Source organism: Bacillus sp. FSL K6-4563, from assembly GCF_038630405.1.
In the GTDB taxonomy this organism is placed as follows: Bacteria; Bacillota; Bacilli; order Bacillales; family Bacillaceae; genus Bacillus; species Bacillus pumilus.
On the sequence record NZ_CP152030.1, the window covers coordinates 1,305,795 to 1,323,763 of the forward strand.

The 17,969-nt window shown below is 39.4% G+C and carries 20 protein-coding genes and 2 riboswitches; of the genes, 14 read left to right on the forward strand and 6 right to left on the reverse strand.

Translation table 11 applies throughout. The features are described 5' to 3' along the window. Nucleotides 1-25: 25 nt before the first annotated feature. Both MHH54_RS06430 and MHH54_RS06435 read left to right on the forward strand, forming a co-directional pair. Nucleotides 26-715 (forward strand): PepSY domain-containing protein, encoded by a 690-nt coding sequence (locus MHH54_RS06430; RefSeq protein ID WP_003211196.1) that lies wholly within the window; start codon nt 26-28, stop codon nt 713-715. A 93-nt stretch (nt 716-808) separates the two neighbouring features. Further along, nucleotides 809-1,327: a PepSY domain-containing protein gene (locus MHH54_RS06435; protein ID WP_342500799.1), complete on the forward strand. Its 519-nt coding sequence runs from the start codon at nt 809-811 to the stop codon at nt 1,325-1,327. 148 nt (nt 1,328-1,475) lie between these two features. On the opposite strand, the gene MHH54_RS06440 is transcribed toward MHH54_RS06435, so the two are convergent. Next, entirely contained in the window at nt 1,476-2,768 is a 1,293-nt protein-coding gene (locus tag MHH54_RS06440) for an aminotransferase class V-fold PLP-dependent enzyme (RefSeq protein ID WP_342500800.1), read from the reverse strand. 260 nt (nt 2,769-3,028) lie between these two features. On the opposite strand from MHH54_RS06440, the gene MHH54_RS06445 reads away from it, so the two are divergent. The 3 genes from MHH54_RS06445 to MHH54_RS06455 all read left to right on the forward strand — a co-directional run bounded on the left by MHH54_RS06445 (nt 3,029) and on the right by MHH54_RS06455 (nt 5,531). After that, entirely contained in the window at nt 3,029-3,169 is a 141-nt protein-coding gene (locus tag MHH54_RS06445; protein ID WP_003212346.1) for a hypothetical protein, read from the forward strand. A 132-nt stretch (nt 3,170-3,301) separates the two neighbouring features. Next, a riboswitch (M-box (ykoK) riboswitch) is annotated at nt 3,302-3,465 on the forward strand. Nucleotides 3,466-3,672: 207 nt separating this feature from the next. Beyond that, a complete protein-coding gene (gene mgtE, locus MHH54_RS06450) occupies nt 3,673-5,031 on the forward strand; it encodes a magnesium transporter (RefSeq protein ID WP_003212108.1) in 1,359 nt (452 codons plus the stop codon). A gap of 101 nt (nt 5,032-5,132) precedes the next feature. Beyond that, the gene (locus MHH54_RS06455; protein ID WP_003211828.1) at nt 5,133-5,531 is read left to right on the forward strand and encodes a hypothetical protein; all 399 of its coding nucleotides are present in this window, start codon (nt 5,133-5,135) and stop codon (nt 5,529-5,531) included. An 86-nt stretch (nt 5,532-5,617) separates the two neighbouring features. Here MHH54_RS06455 and MHH54_RS06460 read toward each other — a convergent pair whose 3' ends face one another. Beyond that, on the reverse strand, nt 5,618-6,481 hold the full coding sequence (locus tag MHH54_RS06460; RefSeq protein WP_003211886.1) for a LysR family transcriptional regulator: 864 nt from the start codon (nt 6,479-6,481) through the stop codon (nt 5,618-5,620). A 214-nt stretch (nt 6,482-6,695) separates the two neighbouring features. Between MHH54_RS06460 and MHH54_RS06465 the strand changes: the two genes are divergently transcribed. After that, nucleotides 6,696-7,067: a cupin domain-containing protein gene (locus MHH54_RS06465; protein ID WP_003211130.1), complete on the forward strand. Its 372-nt coding sequence runs from the start codon at nt 6,696-6,698 to the stop codon at nt 7,065-7,067. 266 nt (nt 7,068-7,333) lie between these two features. Here the strand turns inward: MHH54_RS06465 and MHH54_RS06470 are convergent, their stop codons facing one another. After that, complete coding sequence (locus MHH54_RS06470; protein WP_003211516.1) at nt 7,334-7,663, reverse strand: MerR family transcriptional regulator; 330 nt, start codon at nt 7,661-7,663, stop codon at nt 7,334-7,336. 191 nt (nt 7,664-7,854) lie between these two features. Here MHH54_RS06470 and MHH54_RS06475 point away from each other — a divergent pair, with 191 nt between their 5' ends. The 3 genes from MHH54_RS06475 (at nt 7,855) to MHH54_RS06485 (ending at nt 9,033) form a co-directional block, all read left to right on the forward strand. Then, nucleotides 7,855-8,010: a hypothetical protein gene (locus tag MHH54_RS06475; protein ID WP_095117785.1), complete on the forward strand. Its 156-nt coding sequence runs from the start codon at nt 7,855-7,857 to the stop codon at nt 8,008-8,010. Between the two features lie 38 nt (nt 8,011-8,048). Next, complete coding sequence (locus MHH54_RS06480) at nt 8,049-8,213, forward strand: hypothetical protein (RefSeq protein WP_003210757.1); 165 nt, start codon at nt 8,049-8,051, stop codon at nt 8,211-8,213. Between the two features lie 355 nt (nt 8,214-8,568). Next, nucleotides 8,569-9,033, forward strand: coding sequence for a MarR family transcriptional regulator (locus tag MHH54_RS06485; protein WP_088004396.1), 465 nt, complete (start codon nt 8,569-8,571; stop codon nt 9,031-9,033). A 30-nt stretch (nt 9,034-9,063) separates the two neighbouring features. On the opposite strand, the gene MHH54_RS06490 is transcribed toward MHH54_RS06485, so the two are convergent. Next, entirely contained in the window at nt 9,064-11,487 is a 2,424-nt protein-coding gene (locus MHH54_RS06490; protein ID WP_106035828.1) for an EAL domain-containing protein, read from the reverse strand. Between the two features lie 245 nt (nt 11,488-11,732). On the opposite strand from MHH54_RS06490, the gene MHH54_RS06495 reads away from it, so the two are divergent. The 4 genes from MHH54_RS06495 to MHH54_RS06510 all read left to right on the forward strand — a co-directional run bounded on the left by MHH54_RS06495 (nt 11,733) and on the right by MHH54_RS06510 (nt 15,574). Next, nucleotides 11,733-12,347 (forward strand): DedA family protein, encoded by a 615-nt coding sequence (locus MHH54_RS06495; protein WP_003210834.1) that lies wholly within the window; start codon nt 11,733-11,735, stop codon nt 12,345-12,347. Nucleotides 12,348-12,426: 79 nt separating this feature from the next. Further along, nucleotides 12,427-12,598: riboswitch (yybP-ykoY riboswitch) on the forward strand. 30 nt (nt 12,599-12,628) lie between these two features. After that, nucleotides 12,629-13,414 (forward strand): TerC family protein, encoded by a 786-nt coding sequence (locus MHH54_RS06500; protein WP_034619964.1) that lies wholly within the window; start codon nt 12,629-12,631, stop codon nt 13,412-13,414. A 223-nt stretch (nt 13,415-13,637) separates the two neighbouring features. After that, on the forward strand, nt 13,638-14,393 hold the full coding sequence (gene sigI / locus MHH54_RS06505) for an RNA polymerase sigma factor SigI (protein ID WP_003210952.1): 756 nt from the start codon (nt 13,638-13,640) through the stop codon (nt 14,391-14,393). Next, nucleotides 14,390-15,574, forward strand: a complete 1,185-nt coding sequence (locus MHH54_RS06510) for an anti-sigma factor domain-containing protein (protein WP_003212335.1) — start codon at nt 14,390-14,392, stop codon at nt 15,572-15,574. The genes sigI and MHH54_RS06510 overlap by 4 nt, the downstream gene beginning before the upstream one ends. Nucleotides 15,575-15,613: 39 nt before the next feature. Here the strand turns inward: MHH54_RS06510 and MHH54_RS06515 are convergent, their stop codons facing one another. Both MHH54_RS06515 and MHH54_RS06520 read right to left on the reverse strand, forming a co-directional pair. After that, a complete protein-coding gene (locus MHH54_RS06515) occupies nt 15,614-15,808 on the reverse strand; it encodes an alpha/beta-type small acid-soluble spore protein (RefSeq protein ID WP_003211343.1) in 195 nt (64 codons plus the stop codon). A 129-nt stretch (nt 15,809-15,937) separates the two neighbouring features. Next, nucleotides 15,938-16,651, reverse strand: coding sequence for a DUF1836 domain-containing protein (locus MHH54_RS06520; protein ID WP_003211160.1), 714 nt, complete (start codon nt 16,649-16,651; stop codon nt 15,938-15,940). Between the two features lie 278 nt (nt 16,652-16,929). On the opposite strand from MHH54_RS06520, the gene htpX reads away from it, so the two are divergent. Further along, nucleotides 16,930-17,829, forward strand: coding sequence for a protease HtpX (htpX, locus tag MHH54_RS06525; protein WP_003212518.1), 900 nt, complete (start codon nt 16,930-16,932; stop codon nt 17,827-17,829). Nucleotides 17,830-17,969 lie beyond the last annotated feature (140 nt).

Consider the following 17,969-nt stretch of genomic DNA (forward strand, 5'->3'; position numbering starts at 1 on the left):
ATAGGAAATAGGAAGGAGGCGCTGCATGTCTAGAAAAACGAAAATGGTGCTTGCGCTCGCAGGATGTCTCGTCGTTCTTGCAGCCTTTGCAATGCTCATGATTCAAACCATTGATCAAAAAATATTAAGTGAAGCAGAAATCAAAAAAATCATCGCAAAAGACTACAATGGAAACATTACAAATATTGATTTAATCAATCATAAACAGGACTATACCTTGACCCTAGAAAATTCAAATGGGATCTATCAAATCATTGCATCTTCTGCAAGCGGTCAAATGAAAGAAATCAAGCAGTTAAAAAGCTATCAAAAGCCAAATGAAAAAAATGCTGAGCTTCTGGCAGAAGAAGCGGCTGTTAAAAAAGTAAGCGGTACGGTCATTCAAAAGAAAGAAAAGTCCGATCGTTTTATTTTTACGATCCAATCAAAAAAAGAATTATATCAAGTCGATGTCGACAAGCAAACGTTTAAGGTGCTTGAAGCAGAAAAGAAAAACCCAACCTCTAAAGAAAAGAAAATGACAAAAATCACGGTCGAAGAAGCCATCCGAATTGCAGTAAAAGAAGTCGGAGGGACAGTGGATGATGCTGATCTTGAAACATTTAGCGGTATGCTCGTCTTTGAGGTGGAGCTGGATTTGCCTGATGGGCGAGAGGCAGAGGTGCTTGTGAACGCATATACAGGAGACATTGAAGGTATTACGTACGAAAACTAATCCTTTTCTCATGATTTTCTCATGTTTCTTTCCTTCCTTTATCATCTTGTTTCTTTAAGATAAAGGAGAAATCAAATAGAGGAGGACATGAACATGATGAAAAAAGTACTAGTAGCTACTGCATTAACAGGAACTCTTGTCGCAGGTGGTTTTACACTTCAAGCGCAAAATACAAATCAAACAGCAAACGCCGAGCAGGTGGTGCAAAAGAAATCATCGTTTGTCTCAAAGAAACAAGCTGAAAAAGCAGCATTAAAAGTTGTGAAAGGCTATGTGGACGATGTGGATCTTGAGCGTAAAAAAGGAAAATGGGTGTATGAGGTCGAGATTAAAAAAGGCGGCTTTGAATATAAAGTATATGTCGATGCCAAAACAGGGAAAGCGCTGAATGATCCAGTCAAAGAAAAGAAAAAGAATGTGAAAATCACTAAAAAGCAGGCTGAACAAATTGCCCTTGCAAAAGTAAAAGGAACAGTCACAGATTCTGATTTAGATAAAGAAAATGGTGTGTACTTGTATGAAGCAGAAATCACCACACCAAACGGCGAGGAAGTTGATTTTGAGATTTCCGCTAAAACAGGCAAAATCCTGAAGCAAGAATGGGATGATTAATACGGCAGCAATCCTAAGATATATTTGTATGCGGTCTGAACCGATGGTTCAGACCGTTATTTTAGTTTAAAAGATGATATTCAAGTACAAATGAATATCATCTTTTAAACTAAATAGCGTACTTCCATGTATCTGTCCACCAAGCGTGTTAATGCTTTTTATGTTGATTGCTTATCATTTCAGTTGTTCTTAAAAACGTCTCAATCTCTTGAATAGTATGACAATGGAGAGGTGATATTCTAATAGCCCCTTTCATTCCAAAGGAATCCAGCATCCTTTTAGAATAAATGCTTGTATTCAACCTTTCATATACGATCACACCGTGCTGTTCATATTGTCTTACTGCATCCTCATGGTTTGTTCCTTCTATCGTTATGGCTACGATGAAATCTCTTTTTGATAAATCATGGTCATCAAGATGCACGGTAACTCCTTTGATTTCTCTTAGCCCTTTTACGTTGGGTGTCCCGTCTAGCATTATTTTTAATAAAGACCTTTCCTGTTTTCCGATAGCTTCCATACCTGCTGCGAATAACTGCCGTCTGGCATTCACTGTTGTAAAATGACCTCCAAGCCAGCACACATAATCAACAATTGCGCTAATAGCCGCATAATGAGCAGGTGCTGGAGTTCCTAGACCCCATTCAGTTTCTTTCTTTCCTTTTAACTTATGATGAGGGAGAAGAGCAGCTCTTTCTGATAAATAAGCAATCCCGCAGCCTCTAACACCAAAAAATTTATATGGGGCAAAATTTATCACATCCACAGGTGTTTTTTCAATATCAATTAAACCATGAGGTGCATGTTGAACGGCATCAACCATGATAAATAAGTTTGGTTTCTTTTTTCTTGCCTCTTGTACAATTTGTTCAATGTCTAAAATAGCACCAGAGATATTCGAAGCATAGATGACGCTTAGAAGAACAGTATCTTGATCGATTAATGCCAAGATGTCTTCTACGTTCACTCCACCTGTTAAAGGATTAGACTTGGCCACTCTCAGCTCTTTGTTTAATTTATTTGCATAAAAACTAGCTGCGTCATAGGCTGCTGGATGTTCTAAGGATGTTGTGACAATATTTGTTCCTTGAATATGTTCTGCAATGATACCCGTAGTTTGAAAGATAGCCTGTGATGCTGTCAGATATGTGGCGAAGCTTCCTTGTTTCACGTTAAAAATGGTTTGAAGATCAACAATCCCCTTTTTTTGGATATCAATCAAGTGTTTTGCAGCTTTATGATTTCTTTCAGAACAATCTGGGATGCCATCAATGATTGAAAATATATGATTTGCCTGTTTTAAACGAAGAGAGCCACCTGCATTGTCAAAAAAGAGTCGTTCCTTTTTTAGGATAGGATCCTCATCAATATATAAAAATTGTTCTCTTACTTTTTTTAATAAATCATTTGAAAAGTGCATGTTCAGTGTAGATTCGCTCATCATCATATCCCCCAATATTCATTTCTTATACTTAGTATTATACATTGTGTTATCAATCAATGGCTGTACCCTAATCAGAGAGAGCTTTTTTCTGTAAACAATCATTCATTTTTAGCTAAAGCGACGGTTATCAGCGCATTGCCAATGGTGACATTCGCCGCACCTTTATGAGTTCAGCTGTTTTGTACTAATCACTCCTTACACTTTCATGTGTAAGGTTTTTTCATTGGGACAAACTACGGGAAAGGAGGCGAGAGAATATGAAGAAAAAAGAAGAAGAGCAAACAATGGACCATGCGGAATATGTTCCGCATCCTGATGGAGAAGGATATGCTTTGTTTTTGCATGATTCCTTTCATCTCCTCTCCCAAGAGGATATGAATCAGCCAGAAGAGGAATAAAAGACATGAAAGGGCGATGGTCTACTTTGTCTATCGCTCTTTTTTTCAAAAGTAAGCGAATACATAAGGGAAATTGGCATCTTGCTTATTGACATCACTGCGCTTTTTCTGTAATCTCAGTGTGTCAACAATATGAGACTTCGTTAGGTGAGGCTCCTGTATGGAGATACGCTGCTGCCCAAAAATGTCCAAAGACGCCAATGGGTCAACAGAAATCATCGACATAAGGTGATTTTTAATGCAGCTGGATTTTTCCTATGCCATACAGTGCTAAAGCTCTACGATTGAAGGAGCAAGTGTTTATTTGTCATGCTTACAAAGCGCCTTCATTCGGTTGAAGGTGCTTTTTTATGAGAAAAGGAGGTGTGGGGATGGATCATCCCGATTCGAGACACATAGAGGATATGTCAAAAGATCAGATTGAGACATCAGATAGAGGAGATCCTGACCCCCGCACATTCTAAGGGATTCGGGTATCTCCTGACTTTGGGGAGGTAACAGCGATGATACAAAATATTACGTATGATGAACTCATTTTACGCATCATTATTTTACTAAGAGATGGAAAACGAAAAGAATTTAAAAACATCATGGAAGAACTTCAACCATATGATATGGCCTATTTATTTAAAGAGCTTCCAGAGAAACACCGCGGCCGCTTCCTCAGCTTTTTACCAGTCGATGACGTGACAGAAATGATGGGTGAGCTGGAGCGGGAATATCAAGAAATTGTTCTTGAAAAAGTAGGTAAAGACAAAGCGACCTTCGTCACAAACAAAATGGATAACGATGATCTAGCCAACTTGTTTGATGAGATGGAGGATGAGCTAAAGGATCAGCTTTTATCTAACATGGAAGCAGAGGAATCCAAGGCCGTCCAGCTTCTTATGAATTATCCTGCTGAGACAGCGGGACGGATCATGACCAACCGTTATGTTTGGATTCCTCAGCATTTTACAGTGCAGGATGCCGTTGTGAAGCTGAAAAGCTTTGCTGAAATTGCGGAATCAATCAACTATTTATATGTGATTAATGATCAAAAACAGCTTGTAGGCGTTCTCTCATACCGGGATCTCATTTTAGGTGAACCGGATGAAAAGGTACAGGATCTCATGTTTACAAGAGTCATTGCCGTTGGAGCCTTTCAAGATCAGGAGGAAATCGCAAAGCTGATTGAACGATATGATTTCCTTGCGATTCCTGTTGTGGAAGAGAACAATGTCCTAGTCGGAATTGTTACAGTCGATGATATCATTGATGTTGTGATTCAAGAGGCGGGCGAAGACTATGAAAAGTTTGCTGCCTCTGGTAAAGATATCACGTTCGACACGCCGGCATTTGTGGCGGCATACCGCCGTCTTCCGTGGCTCATTTTGCTCTTGTTCATTGGGCTGATTTCAGGCAGTATTTTAAATTATTTTGAAGGTACCCTTCAGCAAGTCGTTGCTTTAGCGTTCTTCATGCCGATGATTGCCGGGATGACAGGGAATACAGGGACACAGTCTCTTGCCGTCGTCATTAGAGGGCTTTCAAAAGAAGAATTAACGAAAAAAACCATCATGCGCCTTATTTTTAGAGAGCTGAGAACGAGTATTTACATTGGGATTGTCTGTTCCATTATTATTACAGTCGTCGCAATGGTGTGGCAGGGCAATATGATTTTAGGTTTTGTTGTCGGTTCCTCACTGCTTGCAACACTGATTATTGGGACAATGGCAGGTACGGTTGTACCGATTATTTTACACAGATTAAACGTGGACCCAGCCATTGCATCTGGGCCGCTAATCACAACATTGAATGATATTTTATCCTTACTGATCTATTTTGGAATTGCAACTGCATTCCTTCATACACTGATGTAGCAAGAAGACTGTAAAACGTGACGTTTTACAGTCTTTTTTGAATAAAGATTGCATATAGCGCTTCCATCCTTTACATTTTAAGGAGAAGGTGGGAGAGAAAAATGAAGAAGTTTTTATTCATTTTAATGTGCATTGTATTGCTAGGTGCATGTTCAAGGGAAGACGAGGGGAAAGACAGAAGACTAGTGGCTGCAGAGCATATGATTGAAGCGATTACCGAAGGAAATAAACAAAAAATAGAAAACATCTATGTTGAAGGTGCTGTCCCAAGCCCAAATGACATTCTAAAGCTGAAAAAAGAATGGGGCATAGAGACGCTTTCTTATGATGATTTTCAATTGGAAGAAGCCAGCATTCACGTCTTTCATGCGAATTACGAAGATGAAAAAACAGGGGAGAAAAAGGCACTGGCCATGCGGGTCATAGAAGATCCCGAAAAAGGCGGTGTACGGATTGACTTTGTAGGACTCGTTGAAGGAACTGACACTTCCTCTCAATGAAAGCTAAAATAATTTTATGTAAAAAGGATAGAAGAGCTGAAAGAATGTCGCTCTATCTATCCTCTTTTTTACCACAAATGACCCGATCACATATGAGTTATGCCCAATAATTCCATAAACCGTGAGAGGGCACTGGTCATGTACGAATCGCGGCGCCTTATAAACACAGTTGGCACGATTCTGTGTGGTTCCGGTAAAGGATGACAGGTAAATCTGCCTTGCACCCGAGATTCAACCATAGATTTTGGTAATACGGTAACCCCTAGCCCGTTTTCAACGCATTTAAGCACGCCCTCTAAAGTGCCATATTCCATTACCTTCATCGGAGCAAAGCCATTGCTCTCTAACCATCGTTGCCAACGCCCCAAATAGATGCAATGCGCAAATGACGAAAGCAATGGTTCATGTAAAATTGATTCTACCTGGAATTCCTCCTGGGAGTAGCTTGTAATGAGAACAAGTGATTCTTCCAATACCGGATATTCAATAATGTCGGGATGAAGAATGGGCCCATCAACCAATGCACCGTCTACCTTGTAGTTGAGAATAGCATGAACCTGATCTACAGTAGGTGCCATATACAAGCTCAATTCTACTTGTGAAAATGTCTTGTGATATGCTGCGAAAATGCTGGGCAATCTTGTCGAAGCGGTAGACTCTATAGATCCAATGTGCAAAGTACCTCGCGGAGTAGAGGAAAGCTTTACGGCCTCTATCGCTTCTTCAAAATCGTAGAGTAATTTGTTTGCATATGGCAACAGTTCTCGCCCTGCAGGCGTTAAGGATATCTTTTTGTGATATCGATAGAAAAGAGGAACACCTAATTCTTGTTCAAGACGCTGGATTCGTGCAGTGACATTGGACTGTACATAATTTAATTTCTCAGCAGCTTTTGTAACGCTTTGTTCAATAGCTACTGCTTTAAATATCTCCAAAGATGTAATATCCAAAACAATGCTCCTTTTTGTATCACAAATTGTGATGAACTATACATTATTTTTTGATTTTACGTGATCCAACAGAATAAGTAAACTTAATAATATAAGAGGTTGATGCTCATTGTGTCCCTTGATGTTTATCATGAGGAGGAGAATTTGCAAGGTAGGGAGTTCTAGCTTAAGAAAGATAAAAAAGACGTTTCCAAGTAAATGAGGAGGGAATCTATTGATTTCAAAGGTTAATATCCAAGAGAAATTTTCGCAAATAAATGATTATTGGAATCCTAGAATAAGTGGAGAGTTGAACGACTCATACATGAAAATGGTAAAAATTAAGGGTGAATTCATTTGGCATCACCATGATGACGAGGATGAAATGTTCTTTGTATGGAAAGGAAATCTAGTCATCCGTTTTAGGGATAGAGAAATAGCGCTTAATGAAGGTGAGTTTCTTGTGATTCCAAAAGGAATTGAACATCAGCCAATTGCTGAAGAAGAAGTTCATTTGCTCTTAATTGAACCAAAAACGACGTTAAACACGGGGAATGTGATCAATGAACGAACTGTTTCGATTCCTGAACGAATGGATAAACGCTAGATCGCCTGCACTTAACAATATACCTAAAACGCTATTTGATATAATGTTGTTTCTTAGAATGAAATGTTGTGGAATACCGCCTAAAAAAAGTAAATTTAAACGGATGTCCTTGCCTATATAGCTTATTTCACTGAGTATGATTTGGCATTGCCAAGGGCTTTGGTTTGATAACGGAGACAGCAAAAAAAGCTGTCTCTTTTTCATTAAGCCATGACCAAAAATCAAGTACGAACAAAGCCTAAAAGAGTCAGCTAAACTTTATTTGTTTATCGATTTTTGTACCGGAAGTGTGCGTTAATTTGACCTTCCAGCATTTTTTTCTTATATTGTCCGCTTTTTAATGCCTGTTCCTTTTTCTTCATGTCTTTCAAAATCTCCGCTGTTTGCACACCGTCTTCTCGTTTGTTGGCGATGTCCATTAATCGTTCTACATCAGAAAAAGAATATTTACGCGTGCCTCTTGTTGAGCGCTGGGGGTAGATGAGTCTGCGTTCCTCATAATATCGGATTTGCCTGACGGATAGCCCTGTTAATTCACTGACAATCCCGATTGAAATGACTTTTTTATCTTTATAAGATGCATCTTCCTGCGTCATATACTCACCCCTGCAAGTCTTTTCTTCATATTATACAGAATGACAACGAAAAAAACCTATCGTTTGTTAGAAAATATAACATAAAAACATAAAAATGAAAAAACGATGGAAGGAAAGTTGACAACATATGTGAAGTGATTGCTACGCTTGCATATAATGATGATGAGTTGAAATAGGAGGAGGAGCATATGATGGAGCAAACACGGATCATCTGTATGGCAAAAGAAATCATCGCATTAGATATGAAGAGGGATGAATTACTGGAGCGATTCATGCAGGCTGCAGGTCAGAATGCGCATGCTCTTCTAAGAGCTGTACAAAATGATTTGTATAAAAGGTCTTCATAAGCACCTGCTCCAGATCAATTGATAGGAGGGGATAATCGGTGCGGCGTATCCTAACAGAAGCTTTAGCAAAGGAAAGACATTATTATACGAAGCAGCTCTGTTCATTAGGAGTGTACAGTCCTAGTGCGGCCAAGAACATGACAATTAGTGACTTAAAAAAAGAGTATCACTTCTTTTTCAACAAAACAAAGCGTGATTTGTGAAAATCCCTTGAAATGTGCGCATGTCACATAAAGGGTTCTTTTTTTGTTTAATGTTATAGCAATATTGAATTTTGTAGAAATTTGACGAATACAGTGTAAAGAAACATAGAGTCTTTACAGATTATGTTAAACTGTGTCGTATCTTGATGGTTTGCTAAAAAACCTTTTTTTCGAGATGGTTGTGAAAAATAAGAAGGATTTTAAAAGTTTATATCGAAATCTTATACATAACACGAATGGAGTCACTTATGTGGTTGAAAGGGTTTTCAAAAACGTACTTCTATTTTTTACGAAAGGCTCCAACTGCACCGCAAGAAAGCCTTGAAGTTAAAAAAATATTATAAGAGGTAGATATGTGATGAGACTATCGTTTAATGAAGAAGAAGTAGAACGTTCAATGACACTTTACAAGGTATTTGCAAGAGCATTTAAAAGCGTTTCAGAACACAGCATTAGAGACAGCAAAGAGCATGGATTTAATCCAACTGAATTTGCGGTTCTTGAATTGCTGTATACAAGAGGTGCTCAAAAACTTCAGCAAATCGGCTCAAGACTCCTGCTTGTCAGCGGGAATGTGACGTACGTAATTGACAAATTAGAACGAAATGGTTTCATTGAAAGAGAGCAGGACCCAAAGGATAAAAGGTCGGTTTATGCCCATTTAACAGATAAAGGGCGCAGTTATCTTGATAAAATTTACCCGATTCATTCTCTCCGGATTGCGCGTGCCTTCTCAGGCCTCTCGCGAGAAGAACAAGAACAATTGATTAGTCTATTGAAAAAAGCAGGTATTCACAGTCAACATTTATTATTTAGATAGAACGAAAAGGTGCCATGATTGGCACCTTTTTTATGTGTCCAGCTGATGCGCTGGATAGGCAATGAATTTTTCGATATCGTTTGCTGGAAGGGGCTTTGCATAATAAAAGCCTTGCAAGTCGTCACATCCTTGCGCAGATAAAAGCTGCGCCTGCGCAAAGGTTTCAACACCTTCTGCTATGACCTCGAGAGATAGTTGATGTCCCATCGCGATAATGGCACCTGTAATCTGTTCAGATTTTGAATCATTTAAAATATCTTCGATGAAGGATTTGTCGATTTTTAGGCGATGAATGGGCAAATCCTTTAAATAGCTTAAGGAGCTATGCCCTGTACCAAAGTCATCAATACTAATGCGAACGCCCAGATGTTTCAGTGAGGTCAGTACCTGTTTTGATTGCTTGATATTGTCCATTGTCATACTTTCTGTGACTTCAAGCTCGAGCAGTGACGGTGTCATATCGTATTTTTTCAGTGTCAGCTTAATCAAATCAATTAAGTCTTCAGAATTGAATTGTTTTGCAGATAAATTGACAGCCACGGGAATTTTCAGCCCGTTGTCATACCACGTTTTAGCCTGCCTGCATGCGGTATCAATCACCCATCTGCCAATATCAATGATCAGTCCTGATTCCTCTGCCAGCTCAATAAAAGCCTCGGGTGATTTTAACGAACCATCTGGTGCTTTCATTCTTAGAAGAGCTTCTACGCCAGTCATCTGTCTTGTTTTCGCACTCACTTGCGGCTGGTAATGAAGCACAAACTGTTCTCTTTGAATGGCATCTCGTAACTCAAGCTCTCGGTTCAACCTATCTTCACTTGATCTTTCCATTGATTCGGTGAAAAACTCATAACGGCTTTGCTTATGTTTTTTGGATAAATACATCGCCATATCGGCTTTCCTCATTAACTCCATCCCATCTTTGCCATTTTGAGGTGAGATAGCGATTCCAATGCTGATAGAAGTAATGAGCTGATGATTCTGGATGAAAAAAGGACGCTCAAATTGCCGAATGATATTTTGAGAAAGTTGTTCAATTTTCTGTGTGTCATGCCCCATGTCAGGGAAGATCATTAAAAATTCATCCCCGCCTAGTCTGGCTATAAAGCCGTTGTCTGGTAAACATTGCGTCAGTCTGTTTGCAGCTGCTTTAAGAAGTAAGTCCCCTATGTTATGACCAAGTGCATCATTGATAATTTTAAAACGATTCAAATCAAGAAACAGAACAGCCGTCGATGTTCCTGTCTCTTCTTGAGCGGAGAGAACATCACTTAAATGGTTGATGGCGTGGCGCCGATTAGGAAGCTCGGTTAACGCATCATAATGTGCCATGACATGAATTTCTTTTTCTGCAATCCGCTGCTGCGTTAAATCTTTTAAGACAAGATAAATACTGTCAAGCGTATTGTTGACATGAACAGGTATGTAAGTGACATGATAATAATAAAAGCGATCTGCTGCTTTTAGTTCTGCTTCACGTGTGATGGCTTTTTTTGACTCGTAAATAAATTCTTCCCACATGTCAGTCGGCATGACGTATTGGCTGACATCATCACCAATCCAAGAATTGCACATTTTTAGAATTTGTTTACCTGAGTCGTTCGCAGAAAGCACCTTTCGATTGACCGATAACACGATAATGCCATCGATATTATGTTTGATGAGCGATTGGAACCGCTGTTCATTTTCCTTTAGCTTATCTGCCTGCTTCATGATTCGGTGATCTATATAGGCTCCAAAAATCATCAGTGTTTGGACAATCAGTGTCATTAAGCCGATGAAAATCGACAGACTGAATGGTGATAGTTCAAGAGAACCACCCCCAGGGGACTGTCCGTCTGAATGAAAAAACATAGTAGAAGCAGCCATACCGGTATAGTGCATGCCAGAAACAGCACCGCCCATCACGAGTGCACCAGCTATTTTTAACAGATGATCCTCCTGCTTTTTCCCGGATCGATGGAGCCGAAAAAAGAGATGAAGCGAAAAGAAAGACGCTATCGCAGCAATGAAAAACGAAAGAAAAAAGAGGACTGGATCATAGCTGATTGAGACATTGGCCATTGATTCCATTCCAAGATAATGCATGCTGCAAATAGCTGAGCCCATGGTGATTGAACTAATGAGCAGCCGCCTTGTGGAGAGCTGCTCTTGAATGCATATTGTGAATGCGATCAAGGACCCGACAAAAGATGCCAAAATCGATAAAATGAGCAAGGGTGTTTCATATGTGATACCAGCACGCACGTGAAGTGCCATCATGCTGATAAAATGCATCGACCATATCCCCATTCCCATGATCAAGGCACCAACGATCAGCCATACCTTTTTCTTTGCACCGCTTGACTGTGCCACTCGGCTGGCTAAATGAAGAGCTGAGTAGGAGGCGACAGCGGCGACTGCGATTGACAGAAAGACAAGCCATCCATTGTAGCTTCCTGTTAAATGGGTCATGTAAGAAAACCTCCAGTATCTTAAAACAGACGTATACCTAATATATCGGATCGAATGGCTTCTGTGTTCACTTTTCCTTCACATAAATACCACAATCAACTTTTTTTTCACCTGTCTTTTATAGTAAAATCAAATTTAATGTAAAAAAACGACGAAAAGTGAATCGTTTCTTCGGTTTTATTCGTTTAATATATGTGCGATTCTAAAAGAGATAGAATCAGTTAAACGATTATGTGTGAAAGGGATTGATAAACATCGAAGATTTTATTATTTCTTTAGCTGATGCCTTTAAGAACTTGTCGTACTTTGGCATCTTCCTTGCATTATGTATTGAATTTGTTCCTGCTGAAGTGGTTCTGCCTCTTGCGGGTTACTGGGTCTCAGAAGGGGACATGGCCTTCATTGGTGTTGTGGCAGCCGGCTCTATTGGCGGCGTGGCTGGCCCTTTGACCTTGTACTGGTTAGGACGTTATGGCGGTAGACCCTTTTTAAATAAATATGGGAAGTACTTTTTTGTTAAACCGGAGTCGCTTGATAAATCGGATGCCTTCTTTGAAAAGCATGGTGGATTCGTCGCATTTAGCGGCCGGTTTATTCCAGGAGTCAGAACGCTTATTTCCATCCCGTGCGGTATTGCCAAGATGAATGTGTGGGTCTTTTGCCTGTACACGTTTTTAGCGATTACGCCTATTACATTTGTATATGTGTATCTTGGATTTGTGCTCGGGGAGAACTGGAAAGAGGTTGGCGCAATGTTAGATCCATATCTTCTGCCGATTGGGATCGGGATTGTGTTGTTGTTCGTGATGTATATATGGCTGAAACGTAGAAAAAGAAAAGCAGAAACGCCAACTGCCTAATTACTGGACCCGAGGTGAAAGTCCCCTGTTGACAATACAGTGTCTATTGATTAAAATATAAGTAATCTAAATATTCTTAAATCCCACCAAAGGGGAGTAGCGTCCGGTTTTTACCGGAAACAAAGTCGTCATTACATGGACTTAAGTTCCATCGGCTTTGTTGGCATGATTCTACATATCACATGTCTAGCAAGACCTTTGCCATTACAGGCAAAGGTCTTTTTTGCATTCATAAGCCTTTGACTGTTGTGGGACAATAGATAAAACAAGGAGGAATGATGATGGATGCAGCAATTATTTTAGAGTACGGGTGGGTTCTTCTCGTACTGATTGGATTAGAAGGAATTTTAGCCGCTGATAATGCGCTGGTCATGGCTGTAATGGTGAAACACCTTCCAGAAAAACAAAGGAAAAAAGCATTGTTTTACGGACTTGCGGGTGCGTTTGTCATGCGATTTGGTTCCCTGTTTCTTATTTCGTTTTTAGTAGATGTGTGGCAAGTTCAAGCCATTGGTGCAATTTATCTTCTTTATATTTCCATTCACCATATTTTAAAATCGCACGTATTTAAGAAAAAGGAATCAGACACAAACATGAAGCAAAGCGGCTTCTGGGCAACAGTCGTAAAAGTCGAGCTTGCTGATATTGCTTTTGCTGTCGATTCCATCTTAGCGGCGGTCGCATTAGCCGTAACTTTGCCGAAAACAAGTCTTCCGCAAATCGGTGGACTTGATGGCGGTCAATTTATTGTCATTCTATTAGGGGGAATCATCGGTCTTGTCATCATGCGATTTGCAGCAACTGTCTTTGTGAAACTTCTTAAAACAAGACCAAGCCTAGAAACAGCAGCTTTTGTTATTGTCGGATGGGTTGGTGTGAAGCTCACGCTTTATACACTGTCACATCCAGCCATTGGCGTCGTATCGTCTCATTTTATTCATTCAACATTATGGAAAGTGATTTTCTGGACAGTGCTTCTCGCAATTGCAGCATTTGGTTGGTTTTTATCAAATCCATCAAGAAAGGGTGGGCAAGAAAACAAGGAAAAACAAGAGATGCGCGCCTAGAAGAGTAGGGTTTTTGAAAGAAATATCATTTCATTTTCATAACACGTATATTACAAATAAGGGGGAGATACCCCCTTATTTCTTTGCATTTAGACGAAACACTGTAAAGTAGATGATGATATGCTTGTCATAATTGAGTAACAGGAATTGAATTCCTCATTTCTTCCTTTGCGCTTCCCTCATAAATTAGCTATCATAAATGAGTAATATAGGGAGAACTGAGGTGAAACCATTGCTTAGCCTTTTGTTTAAAAAAGGAAAGAAAAAGCAAACATTAGAGCAGTCGGCTATCAGTATTCAACAAGGTGATATCGAGCTGCAAAATGCATTAATAGAGCAATACAAACCATTTGTCGCTAAGACGGTTTCATCCGTTTGTAAACGATATATAGATGAAAAAGATGATGAATTCAGCATAGGCTTAATTGCCTTTAATGAAGCGATAGAAAAATACTCTGCCGAAAAAGGAAACTCACTCCTTGCTTTCGCAGAATTAATTATTAAAAGAAAAGTGATCGACTATATTCGAAAAGAAGCGAGAAATGCGCCAACGGTTCAAATGGACCTGCAAGAAAGTGAAAATGGCGAGTACTCTCAAAGCATGATTGAAGCAGAGCTGTCTGCAAACGAATATAGACGTTTAATTGAACAAGAACACAGAAGAGAAGAAATTGAACATTTTAAAGAACGATTGAAAGTATACGGTCTCACGTTTCAAGAGCTGCTTGAACATTCACCGAAGCATGCAGATGCAAGGCAAAATGCCATTAAAGTAGCTCACACACTCGTTGAACACGATGAGCTCAGAACCATTTTATTTCAGAAAAAACAATTGCCAGTCAAACAGCTTGAAAAGCTAGTGGAAGTCAGCCGGAAAACGATTGAGAGAAATAGAAAATATATCATTGCGATGGCGATCATTATGACGGGTGATTATGTGTATTTGAAAGATTACCTTAAAGGGGTGCTTAATTCATGAGAAGAGGCATTATAGTAGAGAAAAACAAAAAATATGTCACGCTGCTGACCCCTGATGGACAATTTCTGCGGACAAAATATGAACAGCAAGATTATAAAATCGGTCAAGAAGTGACATTTCCGAATGAATCACGTCTCGAAAGAAAAAAAGCCGGTTTTTTTGACTTGCTTCGTTTACGTCCATTAAATGCAGGAATCCTATCAATCGCAGCGATTATTGTCGTGATTTTTACTATGATGCCATCTTTCTCAAGTCAAAAAGCATATGCATATATGACGATTGACATTAATCCAAGCTTTGAACTGAAGCTTGATCACAATTATCAAGTGATCGGTGTCACACCACTGAATAAAGATGCGAAACAAGTACTGGCTAGTATGAAGGATTTAGAAAAAAACGACATGACCAAGGTTGTGCAGGAAATCATAGATGACTGTGACAAAAAAGGTTATGTGAACCACTCTAAGAGCATTTATATTTCAACGGTTTATGAAAACAAGCAGGACCATACATATAAAACCAACGTCAAAAGTAAAATTAACACCATCTCTGGTGAATATCAAAAGCGCGATTACAAGCTAGAAACTGTAGAAAGTGACCTGGAAACAAGAGAAAAAGCTCAAAAGGCAGGCATTTCAACAGGCACATATATCAGAAATCAAGAAATCCAAGACAAAGAACAAGAAGGCATTCAAAAGGATGAAGACGCAGCAGAGAGTGATGCTGTCAAAGAAGAAGAGCCTAAAAAAGATGATGAAGATCAAGCAGACAAAGACAAACAAGAAGACGTCAAGACAGACGATAGCGAAGAGATGAAGCCAGATCAAGAGGCTCCTGAAGCTGAAGACAAAGAGCAGAAGGATCAAGAGAGGGAAGAGCAAGGATCTATTCAAAAGCCTCACCAAACAAAACCTGATGATAAAAACAAAGACAATCAAATAAAGGAAGAAAAGGATCGTTCTATCGATAAAGAACAAAAAAAAAATCACTCAACGGAACCTGGTGACAAAAGGAATCCAAACGGCACATCACGTGGTGGTGCTGAAAAGCACGCAAAAAAAAACGACAGGGATCAGAAACAGCCGTCCGCTGAACGAAAAAAAGACCATATGAAGAAGCAAGGAAAAGGTGCACCGTCCCCGTATCGTGAGAACCGGTATGAGCACACATATGAACAATAAAAAAACGCCAGAATAGCTCCGGCGTATTTCACCATGTTTTTATTTAGATTGATTGCCCATTTGTGATTGAGCCTGTTGAACGAGTCGTTTTGTAATTTCACCGCCAACAGAACCATTTGCACGTGCGACTGTATCTGAACCGAGAGTCACGCCAAATTCTTGAGCGATCTCGTATTTAAATTGATCTAATGCTTGTTCTACTCCAGGAACAAGAAGCTGATTTCGATTTGCCATGTCCATATTCCTCCTTTCACCTCATCTTTGTTGCGCCTTCTTATTTTGAAAAAAACGGCGTACAATTATGCTGGCAATTGCTGCACAAAAAAACCGAGGTGACCTCATCACCTCGGTTTTCTTTTATCCTTATTTAGCCGCCTGTAGCGTATTAAACATCATTTCTTGCGCTGTACTTTGCAAGTGGGAAGTGAACACAGAGAAGACGGTAGAACTGATAATGCCTTTAATCAAATTCCATTGATTCTTCGTTAATTCTGTAAACTCTTCATGGAGCATGTCGGTCTGCTCCTCAGTCATTTCTCGTAAATTTGTTTCCTTTAACGGAAAATGTGTATGGTGATAAATAAAATCTAGGACGTGCGCATATGCTTCATAAAAACGGATTGGACTAATAATATCATCTGTTCGATCTGTGATCGTGTTAAATAAGGCAGATAAGATCATGCGAATGGCATCAAAGTCAAAAACTGATTTTAAATCCCTGACAATTAATAAAATAACGACCTGATCAATGGAGTACTTCTTGCCAAGCTCTGGATGACCAATCATATCTTTAATATCACGCTTGATCCAATTTTGAATCGCCGTCGATTTAAGAGACGTTAGCTCACACAAGTTGCCAAGCTCAACAATTTCATTTGTAGAAAGACCGTGCTCTGATTTTTGCTTCCGCCGTTCGAGCTTCTCAAAAAACGAAGGGATCTTTAACTCATCATATTCATGATCCTTATCGCCCTTTACAGATAGATTCAAAAGCTGAAGCGGAGTCAGATCTCCCTCTCCTTTTAGAGAATATAGAAGTCTCGTCATGTCAATTCTCGTTAATTTAAAAGTCACCATGTTCCACCTCATTTGTACGTCAAAAACGTGATTATTGATCTAATTCAACATCATAATCTCTTTTTGATGAAAATGCAAAATAAACTAAAATACAGAACGCGGCGTCACAATTTGTTCACTTTTCAGCTGTGGCAAAGTCGTAAATATTGAAGTGACGGGGCTTAAGCCGTTATGATAAACAGAAGGAATGATTCCTTTTTCCTTGCAATTTGAGACGTTTATTTTTATAATTTTATTAATAAGTTCAAATGAACTTAATATGACAGCGGAGGTTATGTATGGGTAAAAGAATATTTCTGTTTATATTAACGAACATTCTTGTTATCACTACGATTGGTATTGTACTGTCGGTTATTAGTGCAGCAACTGGTGTTGGTTCTTATATAGGAGCAGACGGTGGAATTAATTTGGTGGCACTGCTAGTATTCAGTGCAGTTGTTGGTTTTGTTGGCTCGTTCATGTCACTTGCGATGTCTCGCTGGATGGCAAAAATGATGATGGGTGTGCGTGTGTTAAACCCTGAAAAGGATTCATTAACATATGATGAGCAGCAGCTTGTTGACCGCGTGCACAGATTATCAAGAGCAGCAGGCCTTTCTAAAATGCCTGAGGTTGGTATTTATCAATCATCTGAAGTAAATGCTTTTGCGACAGGTCCTTCTAAGAGAAGATCACTTGTTGCCGTTTCAACTGGATTGCTTCATGAAATGGATGATGCAGCAGTTGAAGGTGTAATCGCTCATGAAGTTGCTCACGTTGCGAACGGTGATATGGTGACAATGACGCTGCTTCAAGGGATCGTCAACACGTTCGTTGTCTTCCTTTCAAGAATTGCGGCATGGATCGCAAGCCGCTTTGTTTCGCGTGAAGAGCTTGTTCCGATTGTTCATTTTATTGCAGTGATTGTTTTCCAAATCATTTTCTCTGTCCTAGGAAGCCTTGTCGTGTTTGCATATTCTAGACACCGTGAATTCCATGCAGACCGCGGCGGAGCTGATCTTGCCGGTAAAGATAAAATGGTTCATGCGCTTCGCTCACTTGAGGCGTATACGTCAAGAATCAAAGATGATGATCAAACAGCAGTTGCTACGCTTAAAATCAGTGGTAAACGAAAAGCTTCTCTTTTCTCAACACACCCTGATTTAAACGAAAGAATCAGAAGACTAGAAGCAAAATAAGAAAGACGAAAAGACATTCTGCAACAGGATGTCTTTTTCTTTTTGATGAAAAAGAAAATAAAGCATAAAATATCTTTAAAATCATGTCTCTTTTCATTAAAATGATAAAGTATTCGAAAAGATAGATAAAAGAAGGAATG